18 protein-coding genes are annotated in these 22057 nt (G+C 70.7%); 13 read left to right on the top strand and 5 right to left on the bottom strand.

The annotated features are described in order from the left end of the window. Nucleotides 1–103 precede the first annotated feature (103 nt). A protein-coding gene (locus ACZ7GX_RS43315) for an IS5 family transposase (protein ID WP_498786319.1) occupies nucleotides 104–983 on the bottom strand; the annotation gives its coding sequence in 2 pieces (ribosomal slippage) (nucleotides 104–644 and nucleotides 643–983; 882 coding nt in all). A 56-nt stretch (nucleotides 984–1039) separates the two neighbouring features. Here ACZ7GX_RS43315 and ACZ7GX_RS43310 point away from each other — a divergent pair. Next, nucleotides 1040–1672 (top strand): hypothetical protein, encoded by a 633-nt coding sequence (locus tag ACZ7GX_RS43310; RefSeq protein ID WP_498786317.1) that lies wholly within the window; start codon nucleotides 1040–1042, stop codon nucleotides 1670–1672. Between the two features lie 258 nt (nucleotides 1673–1930). Continuing rightward, entirely contained in the window at nucleotides 1931–2242 is a 312-nt protein-coding gene (locus ACZ7GX_RS43305; RefSeq protein ID WP_498786315.1) for a phospholipase effector Tle1 domain-containing protein, read from the top strand. A gap of 6 nt (nucleotides 2243–2248) precedes the next feature. Here ACZ7GX_RS43305 and ACZ7GX_RS43300 read toward each other — a convergent pair whose 3' ends face one another. After that, the gene (locus ACZ7GX_RS43300) at nucleotides 2249–4924 is read right to left on the bottom strand and encodes a LuxR C-terminal-related transcriptional regulator (RefSeq protein WP_498786313.1); all 2676 of its coding nucleotides are present in this window, start codon (nucleotides 4922–4924) and stop codon (nucleotides 2249–2251) included. A 206-nt stretch (nucleotides 4925–5130) separates the two neighbouring features. Between ACZ7GX_RS43300 and ACZ7GX_RS43295 the strand changes: the two genes are divergently transcribed. From ACZ7GX_RS43295 to ACZ7GX_RS43250, 10 genes are all read left to right on the top strand, one after another. Next, the gene (locus ACZ7GX_RS43295) at nucleotides 5131–6558 is read left to right on the top strand and encodes a vanadium-dependent haloperoxidase (RefSeq protein ID WP_498786311.1); all 1428 of its coding nucleotides are present in this window, start codon (nucleotides 5131–5133) and stop codon (nucleotides 6556–6558) included. Nucleotides 6559–6615: 57 nt separating this feature from the next. Further along, nucleotides 6616–7095 (top strand): DUF4904 domain-containing protein, encoded by a 480-nt coding sequence (locus ACZ7GX_RS43290; RefSeq protein WP_498786309.1) that lies wholly within the window; start codon nucleotides 6616–6618, stop codon nucleotides 7093–7095. A gap of 61 nt (nucleotides 7096–7156) precedes the next feature. Continuing rightward, on the top strand, nucleotides 7157–8812 hold the full coding sequence (locus ACZ7GX_RS43285; protein WP_498786307.1) for an NAD(P)/FAD-dependent oxidoreductase: 1656 nt from the start codon (nucleotides 7157–7159) through the stop codon (nucleotides 8810–8812). Next, nucleotides 8809–9354: a flavin reductase family protein gene (locus tag ACZ7GX_RS43280; RefSeq protein WP_498786305.1), complete on the top strand. Its 546-nt coding sequence runs from the start codon at nucleotides 8809–8811 to the stop codon at nucleotides 9352–9354. The genes ACZ7GX_RS43285 and ACZ7GX_RS43280 overlap by 4 nt, the downstream gene beginning before the upstream one ends. A gap of 23 nt (nucleotides 9355–9377) precedes the next feature. Beyond that, the gene (locus ACZ7GX_RS43275; protein WP_498786303.1) at nucleotides 9378–10808 is read left to right on the top strand and encodes a cation:proton antiporter; all 1431 of its coding nucleotides are present in this window, start codon (nucleotides 9378–9380) and stop codon (nucleotides 10806–10808) included. Nucleotides 10809–10863: 55 nt separating this feature from the next. Beyond that, nucleotides 10864–12858 carry an FAD/NAD(P)-binding protein gene (locus ACZ7GX_RS43270; protein WP_498786301.1) on the top strand — a complete coding sequence of 665 codons (1995 nt, stop codon included), beginning with the start codon at nucleotides 10864–10866 and terminating at the stop codon, nucleotides 12856–12858. Beyond that, nucleotides 12845–14536: an AMP-binding protein gene (locus ACZ7GX_RS43265; protein ID WP_498786299.1), complete on the top strand. Its 1692-nt coding sequence runs from the start codon at nucleotides 12845–12847 to the stop codon at nucleotides 14534–14536. The genes ACZ7GX_RS43270 and ACZ7GX_RS43265 overlap by 14 nt, the downstream gene beginning before the upstream one ends. Before the next feature lie 265 nt (nucleotides 14537–14801). Beyond that, nucleotides 14802–15809 carry a zinc-dependent alcohol dehydrogenase gene (locus ACZ7GX_RS43260; RefSeq protein WP_498786297.1) on the top strand — a complete coding sequence of 336 codons (1008 nt, stop codon included), beginning with the start codon at nucleotides 14802–14804 and terminating at the stop codon, nucleotides 15807–15809. A gap of 527 nt (nucleotides 15810–16336) precedes the next feature. Next, a complete protein-coding gene (locus ACZ7GX_RS43255; RefSeq protein WP_498786296.1) occupies nucleotides 16337–16519 on the top strand; it encodes a hypothetical protein in 183 nt (60 codons plus the stop codon). A gap of 31 nt (nucleotides 16520–16550) precedes the next feature. Continuing rightward, nucleotides 16551–17402 carry a fibronectin type III domain-containing protein gene (locus tag ACZ7GX_RS43250; protein WP_498786295.1) on the top strand — a complete coding sequence of 284 codons (852 nt, stop codon included), beginning with the start codon at nucleotides 16551–16553 and terminating at the stop codon, nucleotides 17400–17402. A 287-nt stretch (nucleotides 17403–17689) separates the two neighbouring features. Here the strand turns inward: ACZ7GX_RS43250 and ACZ7GX_RS43245 are convergent, their stop codons facing one another. The 3 genes from ACZ7GX_RS43245 to ACZ7GX_RS43235 form a co-directional block, all read right to left on the bottom strand. Beyond that, nucleotides 17690–18868 (bottom strand): toll/interleukin-1 receptor domain-containing protein, encoded by a 1179-nt coding sequence (locus ACZ7GX_RS43245; protein WP_498786294.1) that lies wholly within the window; start codon nucleotides 18866–18868, stop codon nucleotides 17690–17692. Nucleotides 18869–19215: 347 nt separating this feature from the next. Beyond that, nucleotides 19216–19437: a hypothetical protein gene (locus ACZ7GX_RS43240; protein WP_498786293.1), complete on the bottom strand. Its 222-nt coding sequence runs from the start codon at nucleotides 19435–19437 to the stop codon at nucleotides 19216–19218. A gap of 874 nt (nucleotides 19438–20311) precedes the next feature. Continuing rightward, nucleotides 20312–21439, bottom strand: coding sequence for a carboxypeptidase-like regulatory domain-containing protein (locus ACZ7GX_RS43235; RefSeq protein WP_498786292.1), 1128 nt, complete (start codon nucleotides 21437–21439; stop codon nucleotides 20312–20314). Nucleotides 21440–21502: 63 nt separating this feature from the next. Between ACZ7GX_RS43235 and ACZ7GX_RS43230 the strand changes: the two genes are divergently transcribed. Continuing rightward, on the top strand, nucleotides 21503–21643 hold the full coding sequence (locus tag ACZ7GX_RS43230; protein WP_498786291.1) for a hypothetical protein: 141 nt from the start codon (nucleotides 21503–21505) through the stop codon (nucleotides 21641–21643). The last annotated feature ends 414 nt before the right edge of the window (nucleotides 21644–22057 follow it).

Genomic DNA, 22057 nt, shown 5'->3' with positions numbered 1-22057 from the left:
CGCCACCAGCACGAACGCACAGAAACCAAAGCAGCACAAGAAGACGAAGTCGACCACCCCACGACCCCGCCGAACAGGTTAAAGCTCAAGCTAGGGCCTGTCCTCAAAGCCAGATGAGCAGCGTGGCCAGGTCGAGCATGCCTCGATAGGACACGGCGGTCTTGTCGAAGCGGGTGGCGATGGCACGGAACTGCTTGAGCCGGTTGAAGCAGCGTTCCACCACGTTGCGACGCTTGTAGGCACTGCGGTCGAAGGCCGGGGGGGGCCCGCCGGCCCGGCCGTGGCGCAGCCGGTTGGCCTGTTGATCGCGGCGTTCGGGGATGGTGGCCGGGATGCGGCGTCGGCGCAGGTAAGTGCGGATGGCGCGGCTGGAGTACCCCTTGTCCGCGATCACCCGGCTCGGTCTGGTCGCCGGTCGTCCCGGTCCCGGCCGGTCGAACCGGACACCGGCCATGACCTGGGTGAACATGGTGCAGTCGTTGACGTTGCCGCCGGTCAGGACGATCGACAGTGGTCGGCCGTGGCCGTCGCAGGCGAGATGGATCTTGGTGGTGGGTCCGCCGCGGGAGCGGCCGATGGCATGATCACCTGGCTCGCTGTGCCCGCCGCACGACCCGACCGCCCCCCGTGTGGGACGCGGTCGTGCGGCGGGCGCCGGCGGCGTGCTGATGGGCGCGCACGATGCTGGAGTCGACGGCGACCTCGCGGTCGAGCTCGTCGATCGCCTCGGCGACGACGCGGACCTTCGCCACGAGTGCGGTGAGGGTGCCGTCGCGCGACCAGCGCCAGAACCGGTTGTAGACCGTCTTCCACGGCCCGTAGCGTTCGGGCAGGTCACGCCACGCGACCCCGGTCTTGGCCTTGAACAACATCCCGTTGATCACCCGACGGTCGTCCACCCGCGGACGCCCCTTCGCCCCCGAGGCCGGCAGCAAGGGCTCGACGGCCTGCCACTGCTCATCGGTCAACTCGTGCCTACGCACCACAACCCAAGATCAAAGCAGATCACCACCACCCGCTTTGAGGACAGGCCCTAGGGGTGTCGAGCCTGAACTACGCCGTGGTGGTTGGTGAAACCGCTGGCACCGCACGAGTGGCCTCGCTCCTGACGGTGTCGGGGGTGGGCTTCGGTGTTGCCGGGGTCATGCTGCTGTACTCGATGCTCGTCCTCGTCCGCGGACTGGAGAGCGACGCTCCGCGGAGTCGAGCCATCAGCCAGGCCATGGCGAACCTGATCAGAGCCGTCATCGTCTTCCTGCTCTCCCCGGTCGTCGTCCTGTCGATGTGGAGCGGGGCACGTGACCATGTCACCCAGAAGTACGGTGCCGCGGCGGGCTTCACCGGCCTCGACTGGGCGGTGTTATCGGTTCTTCTTCTCGTGGTCCTGGCAGTCCTCGTGTGCGCCGTCAAGTTCTTCGACCGACCACAGCACCACCCCGCGTTCACCCGGCTCATCTCCGGGATCGCGGTCGTCCTCGCCTCGGCGTCGGTCCTGGGCGTGACCACGCTCGTCGGCTTCACCGAAAGTTCCGCACCGGTTCCCGACTCCATCTCCCTGGTCGCGACCATCCTGGTGGGAAGCTTCGTCGTGTTGGTGGCCTACTCAGCGAGCCGGCTCCGCACCGCTTCGGACAACTCGGGTACACCCGTGCTACCGAACGGCCACGATTGACGCCGCGAATGCCCTCACTGATCCGCGGTCGCTCGGTCGAGCGCCTCGATCTGTCCTCGAACACGTGTCGCGTCGTCGGCGCGGCCTTGGCGGTCGAGGAGGTCGAGTGCCTCGGCCCACGCCGTTCGCGCTTCCGGGTCGCGTCCGCCCACGTCGCCACCAAGGACGAACTGGTCGAGCTGATGCTGGACCGCGTCCTGGAGGACGTCCCGCTGCCCGTGCCCGGCCAGGCCATCACCGACGACGACTGGGGGGCGGGTGCACCGCTTCGCCGAGGCGTTCAGCGCGCCGTCGAACGGCCGGTTCGGCATCCCCGTCCACTACATGGGCCTTTGGGACACCGTCAAGGCCGCGGGCGTGCTGCAGTGGAACATGCGGTGGCCGTACACCAGGCAGGTCGCGAACGCGCTCACCGTCCGACCCGCCATTTCGATCGACGAGAAGCGCAGACCTCACCGCGAGTACCCGGTGATCCCGGACTCCCGCCGGTCGAAGTCGGCGCCGTCCCAGAAGGTCGAGCAAGTGTGGTTCTCCGGCGTCCACTCGGACGTCATCCGGGGAGGTCGCTGAGGCCGGTCAGCTCCCGACCCCGTCGGGAGCCGTGCCGATGCCGTGGACCAGGGCGGCCAGTTGCACGCGGTTGGAGATGCCGAGTTTCGTGCTGACGCGGTAGAGGTGGTTCTCGACCGTGCGGACGGACACGAACAGCCGCTGCGCGATGTCGGCGTTGGACAGGCCGCCGGCGACGAGGGTGAGGATCTCGCGTTGTCGGCCGGTGAGCTCCGGCGGCGCGGTGAGCGCCGCCAGCGCGGGGGTCCGGGCGCCTTCACAGGCTTGCGCGAGCTTGCGGGCGCGTGCCGTCGCGGCCTGGGCGGACCCGTGGCGGTCGTGCCGGTGATGGGCGGACGCGGCCTGTGCGGCGGCGTCCACGGCCACGAGGAGTGCGCCCAGCTGTTCCAACCGCACCGAGACGGCCTCCAAACCCGGTCCGTCGTCGGCGGCCAGGGCACGGGCGTGCGCGGCCGCGACCCGGGCGCCGGGCCCGTCGACCTCGGTGGCCAGGCGTGCCAGCCGGTCGGCCACCGCGCGGTCGCCGAAGCGGACCGCCGTGTGCAGCGCGAGGACCTCCACCGTCGGCTGGCCCTGCGACGCGGCCACCTCGGCCGCCTGGCGAGCCAGGCCCGCGGCTTCGCTCACCCCGCCTTCCGCGGCGACCACCCAGGACCGCGCCAGCAGCACGTCCGGCGCCAGGAAGACGCACGTGGGGTGGTGCTCGGCCGTCATCTCCACCAGGGCCCGGAGGGCCGGAGCCGGCTCACCGCGCATCCCGAGCGCGATGGTGAGGCCCACCAGCCCGATGAACGACCAGCCGCTGGAGTCCGCCCCGTGGTGCGCCGCGACGGCCTGGCGGTACCCGCGTGCCGCGGTCTCGACCTGGCCGCGGAAGGTCGCCGCCCCCGCGGCCATCAGACTGGTAAAGGCGTCGACCGGGCGTCCCGGAGAATCGGTGCACGGCCCGCGGAACCGCTCCGCGATCCGGTCCGCCTGGTCCGGCAGGCCGGCCAGGAGCAGCCCCCGCATCGAGAACAACACCACGACAGCCCGCTCGTGCAGCCCGACGCCCGGCGCGTCGATCCGCCGCAGGGTCGCCTCGACGTCGTCGAGGCGGCCGAGTCCTCCGCTCGCCATCGCGAGTCCCCAACTCGCCCACGGCACCGCAGCCGCGGGGCAGCGCGGGTGGGCGAGCACCGCGGTGCTCGCCTCGGCGGCCCGCACCACGCGTCCCAGGTAGGCGTCCAGCACCGAACGGACCCCGGCCAGCACGAGGTCGGCGGACTCGTCCCTCGTCCTGCGCGCCGCGGCGGCGAGCTCGGCCTCGGCTTCGGCCGGTCGGCCGGCCCAGGCCAGGATCTTCGCCCGGACCATCGCGGCCTGCGCGTGCTGGAGGTCGGTTCGGGCCAGGGCGCGCAGCGCGGCCCACTCGCCACCGGCCTCGGCCATGCGGCCGGTCCAGCCGAGGGCGTTGCCCAGCAGCAGCCGCGGCTCGAACCCGCCACCGGCGGACACCGCGGCCCTGGCGATCCGGGTGGCCAGCGCGAGGTCCCCCACTTCGACGGCCCGGCGGGCGGCGTCGGTGAGCAGGGGGACCTCGGGTTGCGCACCGGAGTCCAGCAGCAGGACCGCGCGGCGCAGTGCGTCGTCGGCCCGCCTCCCGCCCGTGGCACTCAGCGCGTCCGCGATGCGCCTGCGCAGCCGCTGGGCGTACAGCGCGCCTGCCCGACGCCGCTGCACCTCGCCGAACATCGGGTCGGCCAGTCGGGCCTGCCAGCGCCGCCCGTGCGGGAAGACCTCGATGAGGCCCCTGGCCTCCATCTCCTCCATCGCGCAGGCGCCGGTGAGCTCCGTCACCAGCGGCACCTCCAGCGGACCGCCGAACGCGAGCAGGTCGAGCACCTCGAGCTGGCGCCGCGGCAGCCCACCGATCCGGCTGGACACGAGGTCCAGCAACGCCGGCGACAAACCCGGCCGCCCCGACCACCGCCACACCCCTGCGGACTCGCGCAGCCGGTCGGAGGCCAGCTCGTGGTCGACCAGCTGCCGCAGGTACAGCACGTTGCCCCGGGTGATGGACCACAGCCGCTGCGCTGCGGCGTCGTCCACCGGACCACCCAACCTCGTCTCCACCAAGGCCGCGGTCTGCCGGCAGGACAGCGGTTCGAGCTCCAGCCGTGGCAGGTGCCCGTCCTTCCACAACGCCGTCACCGCGTCGGGCACCGGCTCCCCCGCGCGGGACGTGAGCAGCACGCTCGCCGCCTTGCGCAGCACGAGCTGGTGGACCAGTACCGCGGACCGCTCGTCCAGCAGGTGCGCGTCGTCCACCACGATGACCACCCCGGCCGGACGTGCGTCCGCCAGCAACACCTCGACGGCCTCGGGCACCGCCCTGACCGGATCCAGGTCGGCGAGGTTCAGCGTCGCCGAGAAGGCGCCCAACGGCATCATCCGCGCCGAAGCAGTGCCCGCCACCCACCGGACCAGCGCGCCCCGCTGTGCGGCCACCGTCAGCGCTTCCTGTGCCAGGCGGGTCTTCCCCACCCCCGCCGCGCCGATCAGCACCACCCCGGCCGGTCCGTCCGGGCGGCGGCGGATCGAGGCGGAGATCCGGTTCAGCTCCTCGGTCCGGCCGACCAGGGGCCAGCGCCCGGTCGCGGACCGGGACGGCTCCTGGCGCACCGGAATCATCCCGTTCATCCGGATTCTCCCCCACCGATGACACCACAGGTAACAAACCAGAGGGACGAGACCGGGCGCAGATACCGGCGGCCCGCCTCATTTTCTCCGGCGCGGGCAGGTCCGAGAGGTGAGTACCCGACTACTCACACCACGACATCGGGGAGTGACCACAGTGGAGCGACAACCACCCGACCAGAACGGCAACGCCCTGGAGGTACGCACCAATGGATCCCATCCTCTACTGGAACGAGGTCGCCGCCGAGGCCGACCGGGTCACCCACACGACTCTCCCGGCGAGCGAACTCGGCGTCCGCGGCGGCCCCGGTGGGGCGCGCGGCAACGCGATCGTGCACCTGGCCATGCACGACGCCTACTTCGGCATCGACACCGGGCAGTACGAGCCCTACCTGGGGGACGACCTGCCCGAGGTCGCCGCCGACGCCGACGCCGCCGCGGCGGTGGCCAGTGCCGCCCACGCCACGCTGAGCGCGCTCTACCCGACGCAGAAGGCGTTCTTCGACGCCCGGCACGCCGCGGCCGGGCTGACCGCGGGCAAGTCGGACGTGGCGGGCCACGACTTCGGTCGGAAGGTCGCGGCCAAGATCCTCGCGCTCCGCGCGAACGACCCCGGCTTCGGCGACAACGGGCACAGCTCCTCGGTCGCACCGGGGCACCACCGGCAGGACCCGGACAACCCCGGCCAGGGCTTCTACGGCCCGTTCTACGGCGCCCGGTCCGCCTGCTTCGCGGCGACCACCCGCCACCACCTCGACGCGCCCCCGCAGCCGGGGAGCGCCGAGTACGAGCAGGCCCTCAAGCAGGTGCGCGCCAAGGGCATCGCCCCGCACCTCATGGGCACCCTCCCGGCCGACCTGCTGACCGCGCGCACGCCCAACGAGACCGCCATCGGGTTGTTCTGGGGCTACGAAGCGGCCAGCCGCATCGGCACGCCGACGCGGCTGTACAACCAGATCATCCGCAAGGTCGCGGTCGCCCAGGGCAACGACACCGCGCAGAACGCCCGGCTGTTCGCCCTCGTCAACGCGGCCATCGCCGACTCGACCATCCTGGCGTGGGCCGACAAGTACGAGTACGACCTGTGGCGTCCCGTGCTCGGTGTCCGTGAGCACGACTCGTCCTCCGGCCCGGCGGGCGTGGGCGACGCCGCGCTGGACTCGGACGCCGATCCGTTCTGGCTGCCGCTCGGCGCGCAGGCGACCAACGTGACCGGCGGGCGGAACTTCACGCCGAGCTTCCCGGCGTACCCGTCGGGCCACGCGTCGGAGGGCGGGGCGGCCTTCCAGACGGTCCGGCACTTCTACGGCCGGACCCAGGACGGGCCCGACGACCTGGCGGACGGCCTCGAGTTCGTCTCCGACGAGCTCGACGGGATCAGCACCGACACCACCGGCAACGTGCGGACCCGCATCGTGCGCACGTTCCCCGGCGGGATGTGGCAGATGATGATCGAACAGGGCTTCAGCCGGGTCTACCTCGGGGTGCACTGGGTGTTCGACGCCTTCGCCGTGGACGAAGCCGGTGACGTGGACCTCTCCCGCAACGTCGGCGGGGTCAGGCTCGGCATGGACATCGCCGACGACCTCGCCGCCAACGGGCTCAAGGCGGCCAACGCCGCCGGACCGGCGACGTGACCGCACGCCCTGCGCGGATCCACCGACTCGTTCACCGAAAAACACCCTGGAGCAGCCATGACCACGACATCGACCTCGACGGACGAGAACGGCCGGGCCGCGACCCACCCGCTTGACCCCGCGAATCCGACGCCGAACGGCAGACAACTGGACAAGGAAACCTACCGCACGATTATCGAGTCCTACTTCCGCGCTTTCGAGACCCACGACTTCTCGGAGGTCCGGTTCTCGGCGAACGCCGAATTCCTCCCGCCGATCAGCAGACTCGCACTGAAAGGGCGCGAACAGATCGAGAGCTTCATCCAGCCCGTGTCGAGCCGGGTGCTGGCGGTGACGGTGCTCAACGTGAACGTGGACTTCCCGACCGCGAGCGGCCTGTGGCAGATCACGACCACGAAAGGCGCCCAGTACACGGTGCACAACTTCTTCCGGCTCGATGGCGAGGGGCTGCTCTACATCTGGCCCATCATCGACCCGCTCGTGGTGATGAACGACCCGTTGGGCGTGGTCGAGTGGCTGACGGGCAACGGTTACTGAGCGATCAGCGGACGCATTTTTCCGACCGGACGAGCGAATGACGAAAGGACCGGTGAGTCGGGTGCCGGGTAATGACTCCGCCGCGGCGGAGAGGTACGACGTGGCCATCCTCGGCAGCGGCATGGCCGGCGGGATGCTGGGTGCGGTGCTGGCCCGCAACGGGGTGAGGGTGCTGATCATCGATGCCGGCGCCCACCCCCGGTTCGCGGTCGGCGAGTCCACCATCCCCTACACCTCGGGCATGATGCGGTTGATCGCCGACCGGTACCAGGTGCCCGAGTTGCGGGCGCTGTCGAACCACGACGGGACCGTCAGGGTCTCCCCCTTCTGCGGCCAGAAGCAGAACTTCGGCTTCGTCTACCACCGGGAGGGCGAGCCGCAGGACCCCCGGCAGGTCAACCAGCTGGTGGTCCCCGTGGCCTTCCGCACGGAGTCACACCTGTTCCGCCAGGACGTCGACGCCTACCTGTTCCACGTCGCGGTGAAGTACGGCGCCGAAGCGCGCCTGGCGACCCGGATCACCGACGTGGACATCGATCCCGCCGAGGGCGTCGTGCTGCGCTCGGACCGGGGCGAGGAGTTCCGCGCCGCCTACGTGGTGGACGGCAGCGGTTACCGGTCGCCGCTGGCCGAGCGGTTCGGGCTGCGGGAGACCCCGACGCGGGCGAGGACGCACTCCCGGTGCCTGTTCACGCACATGATCGGGGTGCGGCCCTTCGACGAATCACCCACCGCCGCGAACCACGGGCAGCCGAACCCGTGGCACCACGGCACGCTGCACCACGTCTTCGACGGTGGCTGGCTCTGGGTGATCCCGTTCGACAACCACCCGGGCGCGGTCAACCCCTTGTGCAGCGTGGGTCTGACCCTGGACCCGCGCAAGCACCCGAACGGCTCGCTCCCGCCCGAGCGCGAGTTCGCCGAGTTCCTCGCCCGCTTCCCGGAGATCGCCTGGCAGTTCGAGGGAGCGCGCGCGGTGCGGCCGTGGGTGTCCACCGGCAGGCTCCAGTACTCGGCGAGCAAGGTCGTCGGCGACCGGTACTGCCTCACCTCGCACGCCGCCGGGTTCATCGACGCGCTCTACTCCCGCGGGCTGGCGAACACGCTCGCGGTCGTCAACGCGCTCGGCCGGCGGCTGATCGACGCGTCGCGCGACGGCGACTGGTCGACCGAGCGGTTCGCCTACGTGGAGGACCTGCAGCAGGGCCTGTTCGACTTCCACGACGACCTGGTCTACAGCTCGTTCGTCGGGTTCCGAGACTACGAGCTGTGGAACGCCGTCAACCGCACCTGGATGCTCGGCACGATGAGCGGCAACATGATGCTCGAAGACGCCCACCACCGGTTCCGGCGAACCGGCGACGACAGCGTCTTCGTCGAGGTCGAGCGCTACGGCCACCCGGGATCCCCGTTGCCGATCAGCGAGAGCTTCGTCCGGCTGGGCACGCGGACCCGGGAACTGTGCGAGGCCGTCGAACGCGGCGCACTGGCGCCGTCGGCCGCGGCCGCGGAGATCCTCGCCTCCGTCCGGAAAGCGGACTTCTTCCCGTACGCGGACCAGTTCGGCCTGCCGGAGAACGGCTGCTACCACCTGACCCCGGACCGGGTCGAGGGAGCCAGGCTGTGGGCACGCGCGAGCGCGCCTGCGGACATCGGACCCCGGATGCTCAACGCGCTGGACAACATGGCCATCGCCAAGGCGGAGGAAGGGTCGTGAGCCGCCGGCCCACCGGGGCGGAGACCTCGGCACGGCACCGCGTCGACGTCCGGCGACTGATGGTCGGGTTCCCCACCGGTGTCTCGGTCGTCACGGCGCAGGCCGGGGACCGCAAGCCCTGGGGGATGACCTGCACGTCGCTGTGCAGCGTCGCCCCCGACCCGCCATCGCTGCTCGTGTGCCTGCGCCGCGGCAGCCCCACCCTGGACGCCGTCCTGGAGAGCTCGGCGCTGGCGGTGAACCTGCTGCACCGCAACGCCCGTTCGACCGCCGAGTTGTTCGCTTCGGGGGCGCCGGACCGGTTCGAGCGGGTCCCGTGGGTACCCGCGCCGAACGGCGGCCCGCACCTGGTCGACGCGGCGCACACCATCGCGGACTGCGCGGTGAGCGCGAACCACGCGGTCGGCGACCACGTCGTCGTCCTGGCCGAGATCGCCGGGATCACCAGCCTCCGCACGCCCGCGCCACTGCTGTACGGCATGCGCCGGTACGGGACCTGGGCCGAGGACGACGCCTTCCTCTCCTACGACTTCATCTCGTGACAGCACCAGGGGGGCCGGAATCCATGAAGGCAGCAGCCCAGGGCAAGAACCCCGATCGGGAGGCGGTGCCGCCACCGCGGCGCAGGACGGTGGAGCGCGGGCCGAACGCCGTCGCCGTCGTCGCGCTGCTGACGGTGATCGCGGTCGGCATGATCCACGCCGTCCCCACCTTCGGGCAGCTGCGGGACCTGGGGAACGGCGGTTGGTCGCTCGTCCCGCGGTTCCTCCTCGCGGTCGCGGCGATCATCGCGGTGGGGCGCCTCGGCGGCTGGGTGGCGGCCCGGTGCCGCCAACCGCGGGTCGTCGGCGAGATGGCGGCGGGGATCGCGCTGGGGCCGACCTTGCTGGGTCAGGTCGCGCCGGCGGTCCAGCACGCGCTGTTCCCCGCCGAGCTGATCCCCGAGCTCGGCCTGATCGCGCAGCTGGCGATCACCTACTTCGTCTTCCTCCTCGGCACCGAACTCCCGCTGGACCTGTTGCGCGGGTCGGGTGGCCAGGTGGCCGCGCTGGGTGCGGGCATGGTGGTAGTACCGCTCGGCTGCGGGCTCCTGCTCGCGGCCGGCCTGACCGGGACCTACCGGCCGACCGGCGTCGGGTCGGTTCCGTTCCTGCTCTTCGTCGGCACCGCGATGAGCATCACCGCGTTCCCCGTCCTGGTCCGGATCCTGGCCGAGCACGACCTGATCCAGACCCGGATCGGCACGCTCGGTCTGGCCACCGCCGGCGCGGGCGACGCCTTCTCGTGGTTGCTGCTGGTCCTGGTCGTCGCGCTGGCGCGAGGCAGCTCGGCCGCCGCGGTCGTCCCGACCGCGGCGTGGCTGGTCCTGTTCACCGCGGTGACGCTGATCGTCGTCCGTCCCGCGCTGCGGCGGTTCCTGGCCGCCGCGGAGAGCACCGCGAGCCGTCGGCGGATCGCCATCGCGGTGCTGGTGCTGTGCGCGCTCTCAGGCGCCGCCGTCACCGACTGGATCGGCATCCACGCGATCTTCGGGGCCTTGCTGGTCGGCGCCGTCGTGCCGCGGGAGAACAGCGTGGTGCGCGATCTCGGGCGCACCGTGGGCCGCGGGGTGGCGCTCGTCCTCCCGCTGTTCTTCGCGGTGATCGGGTTCAGCGTGCACGTCGAGTTCCTGGACGACCCGCGCGACCTCCTGCTCTGCGGGCTCATGGTCCTGGTCGCCGTCGTGAGCAAGGTGGGCACGACGACGCTCGTCGGCCGGCTGACCAAGCTGACCCCGAGGGAGTCGCTCGGGCTCGGCGTCATGGTCAACTGCCGTGGCCTGACCGAGCTCGTGGTGGTCTCCACCGGGCTGTCCCTCGGCGTCATCGGACCGGACCTGTTCGCCGTGTTCGTGGTGATGACGCTGGTGACGACGGCCATGACCGGTCCCCTGCTCAGGCGGCTCAGGCTCGGCGGAACCCCGGCGGACACCCGGCCGGCCACCGGTCCCGCCTGAGCACGGGCTCACGGACGTCACCCACACGACCACCGAAAACGAGGGAGGACCCGACGTGACGAAGACCTGCTCCGAACTCGTTGTCGCGATCGTCGGCATGGGGCCTCGCGGGCTGTCCGTGCTCGAACGTCTGCTGGTGCGGCTCGCGCGACGGCGGGGCCCCGCGGTGTCGATCTGGGTCTTCGACCCCGGGGAGCACGGCGCGGGCCGCATCTGGCGCACGGACCAGCCCGACTGGTTCCTGATGAACACCGCCGCCGGTGAGGTGAGCATGTACTCGGGCGATCGCGACGAGGGACCACCGAGAGCGGGTGCCGGGCCCTCGCTGCACGAGTGGCTCTCGGCGGGCGGAGCCGGTCCGCGGTGGACCGCGCTGGGGCAGAACGGTTACGCGCCGAGAGCGTGCTACGGGCGGTACCTGCGCGACGTGTTCGACAACCTCGTCGCGCACAAGCCGGACAACGTGGCCATCCACGCCGTGCGGTCACGGGTCGAGCGCGTGCAGCGGCACGGGGGCCGACTGCGCCTGGTCACCCGTGCGGGCCACGTCGTCCTCGCCGACAAGCTCGTGCTCACCACCGGGCACCCGGTCACCACCCCCGGACCGCGCGAGCGGGAGCTGCTCGACCACGCCGACAGCCGGCCGGGCGTGCGGTACGTCCGCGGCGATTCCGCCGCCGACCTGGACCTCGACCCGGTGAGGGCGGGCGAACCGGTCGGTGTCCTCGGGCTGGGGCTCACCTTCCTGGACGTCGTCGCGGCGCTCACCGCGGGCCGCGGTGGCCGGTTCGAGCCCGGCCCCGCCGGCGAGCTGCGCTACCGGCCGAGCGGCCGGGAGCCGCGCGTCTTCGCCGGTTCTCGCAGCGGCGTGCCGATCCTCGCCCGCGGGGTGAACCAGAAGGCTCCGGAGTACCGGTACGAAGCCAAGTTCCTGACCTGCGGCGCACTCGCGGAAGCCCGGCACCGGGCCCGCCGCGAAACCGGGTCCGCCCGGCTCGACTTCCGCCGTGACGTGCTGCCGCTGGTGCAACTGGAGGTCGAGCACGTCTACTACACCACCCTGATCCGGGACCACTCCGGCGACGAGGCCGCCCGCCGGTTCGCCCGCCTCCACCTGGCCGTCGCCGGGGGCAAGGCGGCCCATCTCGTCGACAAGGCACTGGTCGAGGCCGGCATCGCGCACGCGGCCACGATCGACCTGGAGCGGATCGCCCGGCCCTTCGCCGGTCGGCGGTACGCGGACCCGGCCGAGTTCCACCGGGACGTGCTCGACCTGCTCGGGCAGGACCTGGTGGAAGCTCTGCGGGGCAACGTGCACGGGCCGGTCAAGGCCGCGCTGGACATCCTCCGGGACCTCCGCGGCGCCGTCCGCGCGGCGGTCGACCACGGTGGCCTGCGGCCGCGGTCGCACCGCGAGGACTTCGTCGGCTGGTTCACCCCGATCAACGCGATGCTCTCCGCCGGTCCCCCGGCGATCAGGCTCGCCCAGGTCCGCGCGCTCATCGAGGCCGACGTGCTGCACCTGGTCGGGCCGGCCCTGCGGGTCGGCCTCGCGCCGGGCGGCTTCCTGCTCGATTCAGCCCAGGTCACCGGAGCCGGTCAGGTGGTCAGCACGCTGATCGACGCCCGCATCCCCCGCCCCTCGGTGCGGCAGGACGCTTCGCCGCTGACCCGGCAGCTGCTGGCCGACGGCCTGATCTCGGAGTACGTCAACGCCGGCTCGTTCGCCGACGAGGTCTTCACCACCGGAGCGATGGCCTCCACCCGGGCGCCGTTCCACGCCGTCGGCGCCGACGGACGGGTGAACCGTGACTTGTACGTGCTCGGCATCCCCACCGAGAACCTGCGGTGGTTCACGCAGATCGGCAACGGACGGCCGGGGCCGCTGAGCGCGTTCCACGCCGACGCGGACGCCGTCGCCGGTGACGTCCTGGACGGCGGGTGCACCGGGGTCGTGGCACTCGCGGCGAACGGGTCCGCCCACACCGGGGGGATCCGCGTCGACCGGCCGCTGACCTGCTCGGCGGGAGGCGACCGTGGCCGCCGGTGACACCGAGCGGTTCCGCGCGGCCCGGGACCTGTTGCTGGAGCTGCGCGAGGACCACGACGCCGCGTGCGCCCGGTTCCGGTGGCCGCGGTTCGAGACGTTCAACTGGGCACTCGACTGGTTCGACCCCATCGCACGGGACAGCGACCGGGAGGCGCTGCGCATCGTCGACGGCGGCTCGGTGGCGTCGACGACCTACGCGGAGCTGTCGGCGCGGTCCGGCCAGGCGGCCAACTGGCTGCGCGGCCGCGGGGTGGCGCGCGGCACCGGCGTCCTCGTCATGCTGGACAACCAACTCGCCACGTGGGAGGTCCTGCTGGCGGCGATGAAGCTCGGCGCGATCGTCATCCCCACCTACACGACGATCTCCGCCACCGACCTGGCCGATCGCCTCGACCGGGGCGGTGTCACGCACGTCATCACCGACGGTGAGCTCGCCGACCGGTTCACGGGGATCGCGGACCGCCTGACCCGGATCGTCGTCGGGGAACCCGTCCCCGGCTGGGCTCCCTACCGCGACGCCTACGCCGAGCCGGCCGACTTCACCCCGCAGGGCACCACCCGCGCGGACGACCCGCTCTTCCTGTACTTCACCTCGGGAACGACATCGCGGCCCAAGTTGGTCCTGCACACGCACACCAGCTACCCGGTCGGTCACCTGTCCGGCATGTACTGGACCGGTGTGCGGCCCGGCGACCGGCACCTGAACATCTCCGCCCCCGGCTGGGCCAAGCACGCCTGGAGCAGCTTCTTCGCGCCGTTCAACGCGGAGGCGACCCTGCTGACGGTCAAGACCGGAACCGCGCCGGCGCCGACCGTGCTCGACGTCCTCACCTCCCAGCGGGCCACCACCGTCTGCGCACCGCCAACCGTGTGGCGGATGCTGCTGCAGGAGGACCTCGGCGCCCGTCCTGCCGCGCTGCGCGAAGCCGGCAGCGTCGGCGAACCGCTCAACCCCGAGGTGGTCGACCGCGTCCGGCGGGCTTGGGGGCTCACGGTCCGTGACGGCTACGGCCAGACCGAGACGACCGCGCAGATCGGGAACACCCCGGGTCTCGCCGTCCGGCCCGCTTCGATGGGCAAGCCGTTGCCCGGCTACCGGATCGTGTTGCTGGACCCGCTCACCGGCGAGCCCGGTGACGAGGGCGAGATCTGCGTCGACCTCGCCGACCGGCCGGTCGGGGTGATGCCCGGTTACGTCGACGCCCCGGAGAAGAACGCGCGGACGTTCGCAGGTGGTCGCTACCACACGGGTGACATCGCCCGGCGGGACGCCGACGGCTACTTCACCTACGTCGGGCGCGCTGACGACCTGTTCAAGTCCTATGACCACCCGGTCTCCCCGTTCGAGTTGGAGAGCGTGCTCCTGCGGCACGACGACGTCGCCGAGGTGGCGGTCGTCCCCGCGTCCGATCCGATCGGCCTGGTGGTCCCCAAAGCCTTCGTCACGCTGGCCGAGGGCTGCCCGTCGTCGATGGCGGCGGCACGGTCGATCCTGCGGTACGCGCAGGAGCACCTGGCGCCGCACCAGTGGATCCGCCGGCTGGAGTTCCGCACGCTGCCGAAAACGACGTCCGGCAAGATCCGCCGGGCGGAGCTCCGGGCGGAGGAGCACAACGGCGGCGGTCCGCGTGAGTACCTCCTCGACGACCTGTCCGACCCGGCCCCACCGTCCGGGTGAACGCTGCGCGCGCAAACCCACGACGATTTCGACACATCGGCGACAAATCTGCCCGACCTCCCCCACCCCGGCCGTTCGACGCGACGCGCTCGATTCGACCACGAGCCGTTCCGCCCGAACGGCCTCGATCGGCGGGTTCCGCGCACCGGTCGCGCCCCTGCCGAACGAGCCGGAATCGGTTACGCTTCGACGTGCTCCCAACGGGGGAACGGATCCCGATCGAGGACCAGTCGCGATCGGGGGCTGTCTGGCAAGGAGCACCCTGATGCGTGCCGCCGTGATAACCGAGTTCTCGGCTCCGCTCGAACTGCGGGAGGTGCCGATCCCGGAGCCCGGGGCACACCAGGTCCTGGTTCGCATGGAGGCTTGCGGGATCTGCCACGTCGACGTCCGGATCGCCTGCGGTGACTGGCCGGACCGGCCGGCGCTGCCACTGATCTCGGGCCACGAAGGCGTCGGCATCGTCGAACGGGTGGGCACGGGTGTGGCCGCGAGCCGGGTCGGCCGGCGAGTGGCCCTGCCGTGGCTCTGCTGGGCCTGCGGGAGGTGCGGGTTCTGCCTGGCGGGCTGGAGGGTGCTGTGCCAGTCTCAGCAGAACATCGACTACCGGGTCGGCGGCGGCCACGCCGAGTACGCGGTCGCGGACGTTCGTTACGCCGTCCCCGTGCCCGAAGGCGTCCCCTCGCTCGAAGCGGCTCCGCTGACCTGTGCCGGGGTCACCGGCTACAAAGCCGTGCAGGCCGGCCAGGTCGGTCCCGCCGATCACGTCGCCGTGTTCGGCTTGGGCGGGCTCGGCCACCTGGCGCTCCAGTACGCGCGGCACGCGGGCGGCTTCGTCACCGCGGTCGACGTCGACGCGGAGGAGTTGGACCACGCCCGGGAACTCGGCGCGGAGCAGGTGATCGACGCGCGCACCCGCGACCCGGCCGTGGTGATCCAGGCGGAGGGTGGCGCCGACATCGCGATCGCGCTCACGTCCGCGCCGAGCGCTTACGAACACGCGCTCCGCTCCCTCCGTCGCGGGGGCCGGCTGGTGTGCGTCCGCCTACCGGCACGCGGCATCCCGGACCCGATCTTCGACGCGGTGACCCGGGGCATCTCGGTGGTCGGCTCGGTCGTCGGTACCCGCGAGGACCTCACGGAGGTCTTCACGCTGCACGCCGCCGGCCACACCGTGGTGACGGTCGAACCGCGGGAGTTGGCGGAGATCAACAAAACCTTCGCCGACGTCCTGGCCAACAACACCCGAGCCCACCTGGTGATCAGGTACTGACCCGGCCCGGTCGGCGTTCGGCGGAGCACGGCGACTCGCGCCACCTCGACCGCAGACCTGCGGTGACGCGTGCCGACCGAGCTTCCGCACCCCCGCGGGCGCGTTGCGGCGCCGGCCGCGCCTGCCGCTTCCCGAGCTGACGGTTCCGCGACCATCCGCGAGCCCGCCGCGGACCGGTCGTCAAGGTGCGGCGGGGTGGTCGGGCGGTGGCGGCAGGGGTTCACGCGATCTCCACGTGAGTTCGGGCAGCGGACCGCCGGCGGTGTCGAGGTCTGCGCGGGCGGTTCGCACTCCCCCGCGAACCTCGCCTGGGCATCGCGCCGCGGCTGACGCATTCGTTCGGCGGTTGAACGGAAACCGCCTGATGACAAGATCCGGACCTACGCCGCCAACGCCAAGCGACTCGACGGGGAGCAGCACATGGTCAAGGCGATGCGCCGTGCCGTCCTCGCGGCGGCGCACATCACGGCCGCCACCGTCGTCGTCGGGTCGGACGGCACCGGGCGTACCGGACCGTGAAGGCGGCGGTGAACGCGCTGCGGTACCGACCACGGGCTCCCACGTCGTGGCGCAGCGCGCGGTTCTTCGAGCACGCCAACACGGGCGCGGGCGTCAACGCCAACCGGCCGCAGCTGACCTCCACCGCGGCGGTGAACCACACACCGCAGAAGTACCTTGCGGGTTCCGACGGAGGGACCCTGGTCGGGTGACAGTGCCACCAACGAAGGCGAAGGGGTAATCGTGCTGGGGAGAAGACTTGTCATCGGGGCCGCGGTCGCCGCGGTGTTATCCGGCGGTGTCGCGGTCGGGACGGCGTCCGCGGGAACGGTCGGGCTGGGGCTCGACTACACCTGTGGACCCGGGGTCGTCGTGCACGCCGACGTCACGGCCGTCGTGCCCGACGAGGGGATGGCCGGAGGGAACGTCCCGTACCTCGAATCCGCATACATCGACGTGGACGTGACGTTCGCCCTCGACCGCGCGCCGGCCGGCGTCCGGATCGACGGGGACAGCACCGCGTCGCTCGCGGCGACCCTCGTCGGCCCCGCCGGGACCACGGCGACCGCGGCCGCGCTGAGCTTCGCGCCGACCCTGCTCACCTCGTCCGGCGGGCCGGTGAAGGCCGCCGGCGGGTTCCCGCAGCTGGGCCTCTACCCGGCCGGGGACTACGCGATCCACCTGGGCGACCTCACGCTGTCCCTGCGGCCCGAGCGCGCGGACGGGACCCCTGCGGGCACCGCAACCACTGTGACCTGCCGGCACTCCGGCCCCAGCGACCTGCTGACCGTGGTCAAGTCCGAGTCGAGCATCATCGAGCACCCGGTGCGGCCGTCGCAGCTGCAGGTCACGGCCGTGACGCCGACCAGCGTCTCGCTGAGCTGGTACTCGACCTCGTGGTGGTTCCCCACGATCGGCTACGACGTGTTCCTGGACGGTGTGAAGGTCGCCTTCGTGACCGACAAGCAGGCGACGCTCACCGGGCTGAGCCCCGACACCCAGCACCGCGTCAAGGTCACCACCAAGGACTCGTACGGCTTCTCGTCCCCGAAGAGCCAGGGGCTGGTCTTCGCGACGCCACCGCGCGGCCGGTGATCGTGAATCCGCCTCGGGTCGGGCGGAGATCGACCTAGGACCCACCGCGCAGCCATCGCGGACCCGGGAGTCCTTCGCGGCCTCCCGGGTCGAGGCGCTCCTGGTCAAACCTGCGGCGGGTCGGGCCATGAGGCCGAACTTCCGACACCCCACAAGGATGTCCGACGATCCTCTTCGACCGCCGTACGCGGCAGGTCGGTCACCGGCACCGGTCGGACGTGCCGACGTTCGGGGTCGGGTTCGGCGTCCAGGTAGCGCCACGGGCCGCTGACAACCAGGTCAAAACATCAGTTCGGCTGCACGGCAGAGGCGGGGACGAACCCGCACGACCCCTTCCATACCTCGACGAGGTACCAATCGCCGCCTTCCACCGTGCCCCTGACCTCCAGGGGATGGGCGCCGTCTTCGAGTTTCGTACCTGCCGCCCCGATCCTGACCACCCGCGCGTCCGCAGCCGGCCGCTCCACAGGTACGGCGTATTGGTCAACAGCAGGCACGTTTTCCGACGCGACAGGCGTGATCACCGTCGGTTCGTGGCACGCCTCGAAGATCAAGCCGTCGCAGAACTCGTGGTGCTCGAGTTCGAACTTGCCGCCGCGCAACGTGTAGACGGAGTAGAGGGGTTCCCTGCTCGCGGAGAGATCGGTGACGATGATCTCTTTTGAGCCGTCCTGCACCGGGCGCACCCGTGCGGTCGAGGTGCCCAGCAGTTCGAGCACCCGCACGTACTCGCCGGGCGAGACAGTGCGGTACACGGCGAACATGCACCCTCCTGACCCGCAGAACTCCATGGTCTCGTTGACGACGAAGAACTCCATCAGGCCGTCGTTGTCCAGATCATCGACACGAGTGATGTTCAGCTTGACCTCGCTGACGGGCAGACCGGCCGACTGCACGTCCTCGGTCATCCACTCGAAGAACTGGGCGCGTTGCTGCTCCGGGCTGCGCTTCTCCGCTTCCACCTGGCGAACGATCGCGGTGCCCACCACGACACCGACGACCAGAACCAGCGCGCACCACAGCGCGGCGAGCTGGCGCAGGTAGCGGACGTGCCTGCGCCACAACGCGTCGAATCCCACGTCCAGCACGACGGCGGCGACCCGCACGAGGTCGCGGCGGGTGAGCTTGCGAGCGCCTCGCATGTCGAGCCACAGCGGTTCGTCGACGTGGTCGAGGGCGGGCGGCAGTTCCGGTTCCTCGGTGGGGTCGTCGCCCGTCGCGATGATGGCCAGGCGTTTCAGGTCGTGGTTGGCGAGGAAGTGCGCCACCTCGAGGTTCACGTAGTGCGATCGCGCGGACGCCGGAGAAGCCAGCAGGATCATCGCGGGCGCCTCGTCGATGGCGGCTCCCAGTCGATCCGCGAGTGGACCCGACACGGCCATCTCGTCGTCGTCGCGGAACACCGGACGCAGGCGCCGACCGGGTGGTCCCGCCGGGTCGGCGGCGCGCCGGGCGTGGCGTGGCACGACGAACCTCTCCAGCCGGCGATGTAGCACAGCCGCTCGCTGCCGATCGGACCACGAGTACGACAGGAATGCCCAGAACCGCATGAATTCCCACCCTTCGCCAGGATGTACCTCGCAGTTGTGCCCGATGGCGTTACCACTTGGAATCGCTTGACCGTCAAGGTAGGAGCCGGGCTCTTGCCGGCTGCGGGCGAGATGGGTTTCTCCGACTACCGCGCATTCAACGCCCAGCCGTGGTCATCGGCCCGGCCCTTCCTCCGTGCCGGTCCGGCTGATTGATCGCACGATCAGCGGGACGTCGCTCGTTCCACTGTCCGACAACGGTCGACCAGGCATTGCGAGTCACGTCAACGTGGTCCGCATTCGCTCCGCCCGTCGAGATAGGGCTGGAGCATGTCGGCGTCGAGGGTCGGCGACTCGGGCATCGACAGCAGTATGTCGACGCCGTCGGCCGTGATCGTCACCGATCCGTCGCGGCACCGGCAGCCTTGGTGGTGTCCGTGTTCCAGGTAGAAGCGGCCTGGTCCGTCATGGCGGCCGTCCAGCGTTTGTTCGCCTTGGTCAGCCACCGGAGCGCCCTCCGGCCGAAAGTCGATCTGTCCGGCGTGGGGCCGGTACGTGTGGAGCGTGTGCCGTAGGCGTGGGTCACGGCCCGGTCCGTGTCGTCCCGAGAGGTTCTGATGGTTGAGGGGTCCAGCCGGTGGGAAGCGGTCTCAAACCCGTGACGGTTCATAAAGCCCGCAGAATCACGAGACACTAGCATCGATCATGATGCGTACAAGCGTGCGATTGTACGCTCATGGAAGCGACGCAATTGCAGGCCGGACCACTTCCACTGTCCGTCCGAACTCGACCAACGCGAAGTAACTGCAACCTATCGCCACTTCTCGGGAATGACCTGAAGTTGGCCCTCCAGACTCCACCCCGGCGGCCTCTCGCTCGGGTCAGCCCACTTGGCGCCCGAGGCGAGCCAGGTCGCCCGATACTTAAGAACTGACTCCCTCGTTGAATCCTCGTAACCAAATTCGACGCCACAGCATTCACATATGTCGAATGTAGACGTCGTGCCGTCCTCACCCCAGGGAGGCTCTTCTCGGAGCAGACCGCATACGCGGCATCGGTACAACTCATTGGGCATTATAATAGTCCCGGGTTCGCAGGGTACTCATGATACACCGGATTCGGAACGAGTAAGGTTTTTGACCCACCATCTCGCGTCACGACACCGAAGTAGTCGATTTTAGGATCGTACATCACGATCTCGCCGTCGTTCCGCTACTTCACCTTCCTCCCGGCAATATACAAGTTGAACCAGCCGTGAGCCTTGATGCCGTACTGCAAACTGTTTTGACCGTAGGCTTAGCGGTCCCGAACGGAGCGCGGGTCTGCCAGACGTTCGCGGTATCCCGGTCGTCGACGGCGGGATGACCGGGATAGGAGTTCCTAGAGACCCGGCCCGCCGTACGGGCCGTCGCTGCGCTGCTCGTCGCCGCCCTGCGTGGGCCCGCGGTACGGGCCGGGAGAACCGTCGGCCGTCGGTCTCGTGTACAGCACCACGGTCGGTGCGTCGCTCACGCCCGCTCCGGCCGGCACCGTCGGCTGAGTCGCCGGCCCGTCCGATGTGCTCCGGCGGCGCTTCACGATCAGTGCCAGTGCGCCCAGGCCGGCGGCGACCAGCAGCCCGCCCAGGATGAACGGCAGCGAACCGCTGCCCCCGTCGCTGCCCGCTTCCAGGGCGGGTTGTGGCGCTGCGGCTGCGCTGATCTCCCGTTCGGGAGTCTCGTCCACCGCCGTCGTCGCGGTGGTCGAAGGCGGAGTCTCGGTCGGCGCGGCCACGACGGCCAAGGTCAGCTCCACGCTCGCCGTGTCACCTGCGGAGCCCTGCACGGTTGCGCGAGTGGGGCGGTAGCCGTCCAGAGCCGCGTCGACCGTGATCTGCCCCGCGGCGATCGGCTTGCCGGCGCCCGACTTGATCGAGAACCGGCCGTTCTGGTCACTCGTCGTGCGGAACTCGTGCCCGGCGCTGTCCACGACGGTCAGCGCCACGCCGCCGATCGCCTTGCCACTGGCGTCGCGGACCCAACCCGACACCCCATCCACCTCGGACGACGGCTGGTCCGCATCGGGTTGCGTCGCGCCCGCGCCGTGGATGTAGACCATCTTGTAGTCGGCGCTGTTCTGCTCACCGAGCCGCACGGCGACCGAGATGTTGACACCGAGGGTCTCGCCCGCGCTCACCTCGGGCGCGACGACGGTGGCCTGGAAGTCCTGGCTCTGGCCAGGTTTGAGGTTCGGCTCCGCCCGACAGCCGGTGGTGCACTTCAGGCCGCCACCGACCACCACGATGGCTGTGTCCGCCTTGCTCCCGTTGTTCGTGACGCGGAACTGGACTTGAACCTGGTCGCCGGGCTTCACGTTCTCGGCTGACACGCTCAGGATGCTGACGGGTACCGGGGCGCCTGCCGCGCGGGTTGCGGACACCCCGAACGTCCCCCCGATCAGGGCGATCAACACGGCAGCCCAGGCCCATCGGACTCGTGAGCGCATCGTCACTCCTACCACCTTCTCCACGAGCAGGCGACATCGGCCGATGACACCGCAGGACACTATGCACCAACGCCGTCCCACCGATATGTGGACGGGTGGCACGACCACGTGGAGACGTTGGCCGCTCGCTACCAGCACGGCGTCCACTTGGGCGCGTCCGGCCACAAGGCCAAGGCGATCCGCTCGCTCACCGGTTTGGCAACCGACTGCACGCGCGTGCTGGCATGACACACGAGATCACGAAGATGACCCAGCTCGCTCTCGACTACTGGCGCGCTTCCGTCGACTGACACCTGCGACTTCCCGCCAAACGGTCGGAGCCGGAGCGGCCGGATCCGTCATCTCGGAACGTCCTGTGGCTCGCCCCACCCGCGCGGGCGACCTTGTGGAGAACAAGCCGGCACTGGGGTGAACGAGCGCCGCCGCTTGGCCACGCGACTCCCACCTGCCGTCGACCTGCTCCTCAACGCATCCTGCTCGCCGGCCGTCCTGGCTCGTTCAGCATCGACATGAACAGTGCTGAGGTGCCTGCTGACACGGCGAGGCGTCCGGACAGACTCCCCCGCGCACGCCCCCCCCCCCCACCGGCCAACGGCGCCCGCAGCACCCGCATCGGCCACCACCCCTTCTTCTCCCTCCTGC

It is taken from the genome of Actinosynnema sp. NPDC037264 (assembly GCF_055603705.1).
This window is presented reverse-complemented; position numbering and strand designations above follow the sequence as displayed.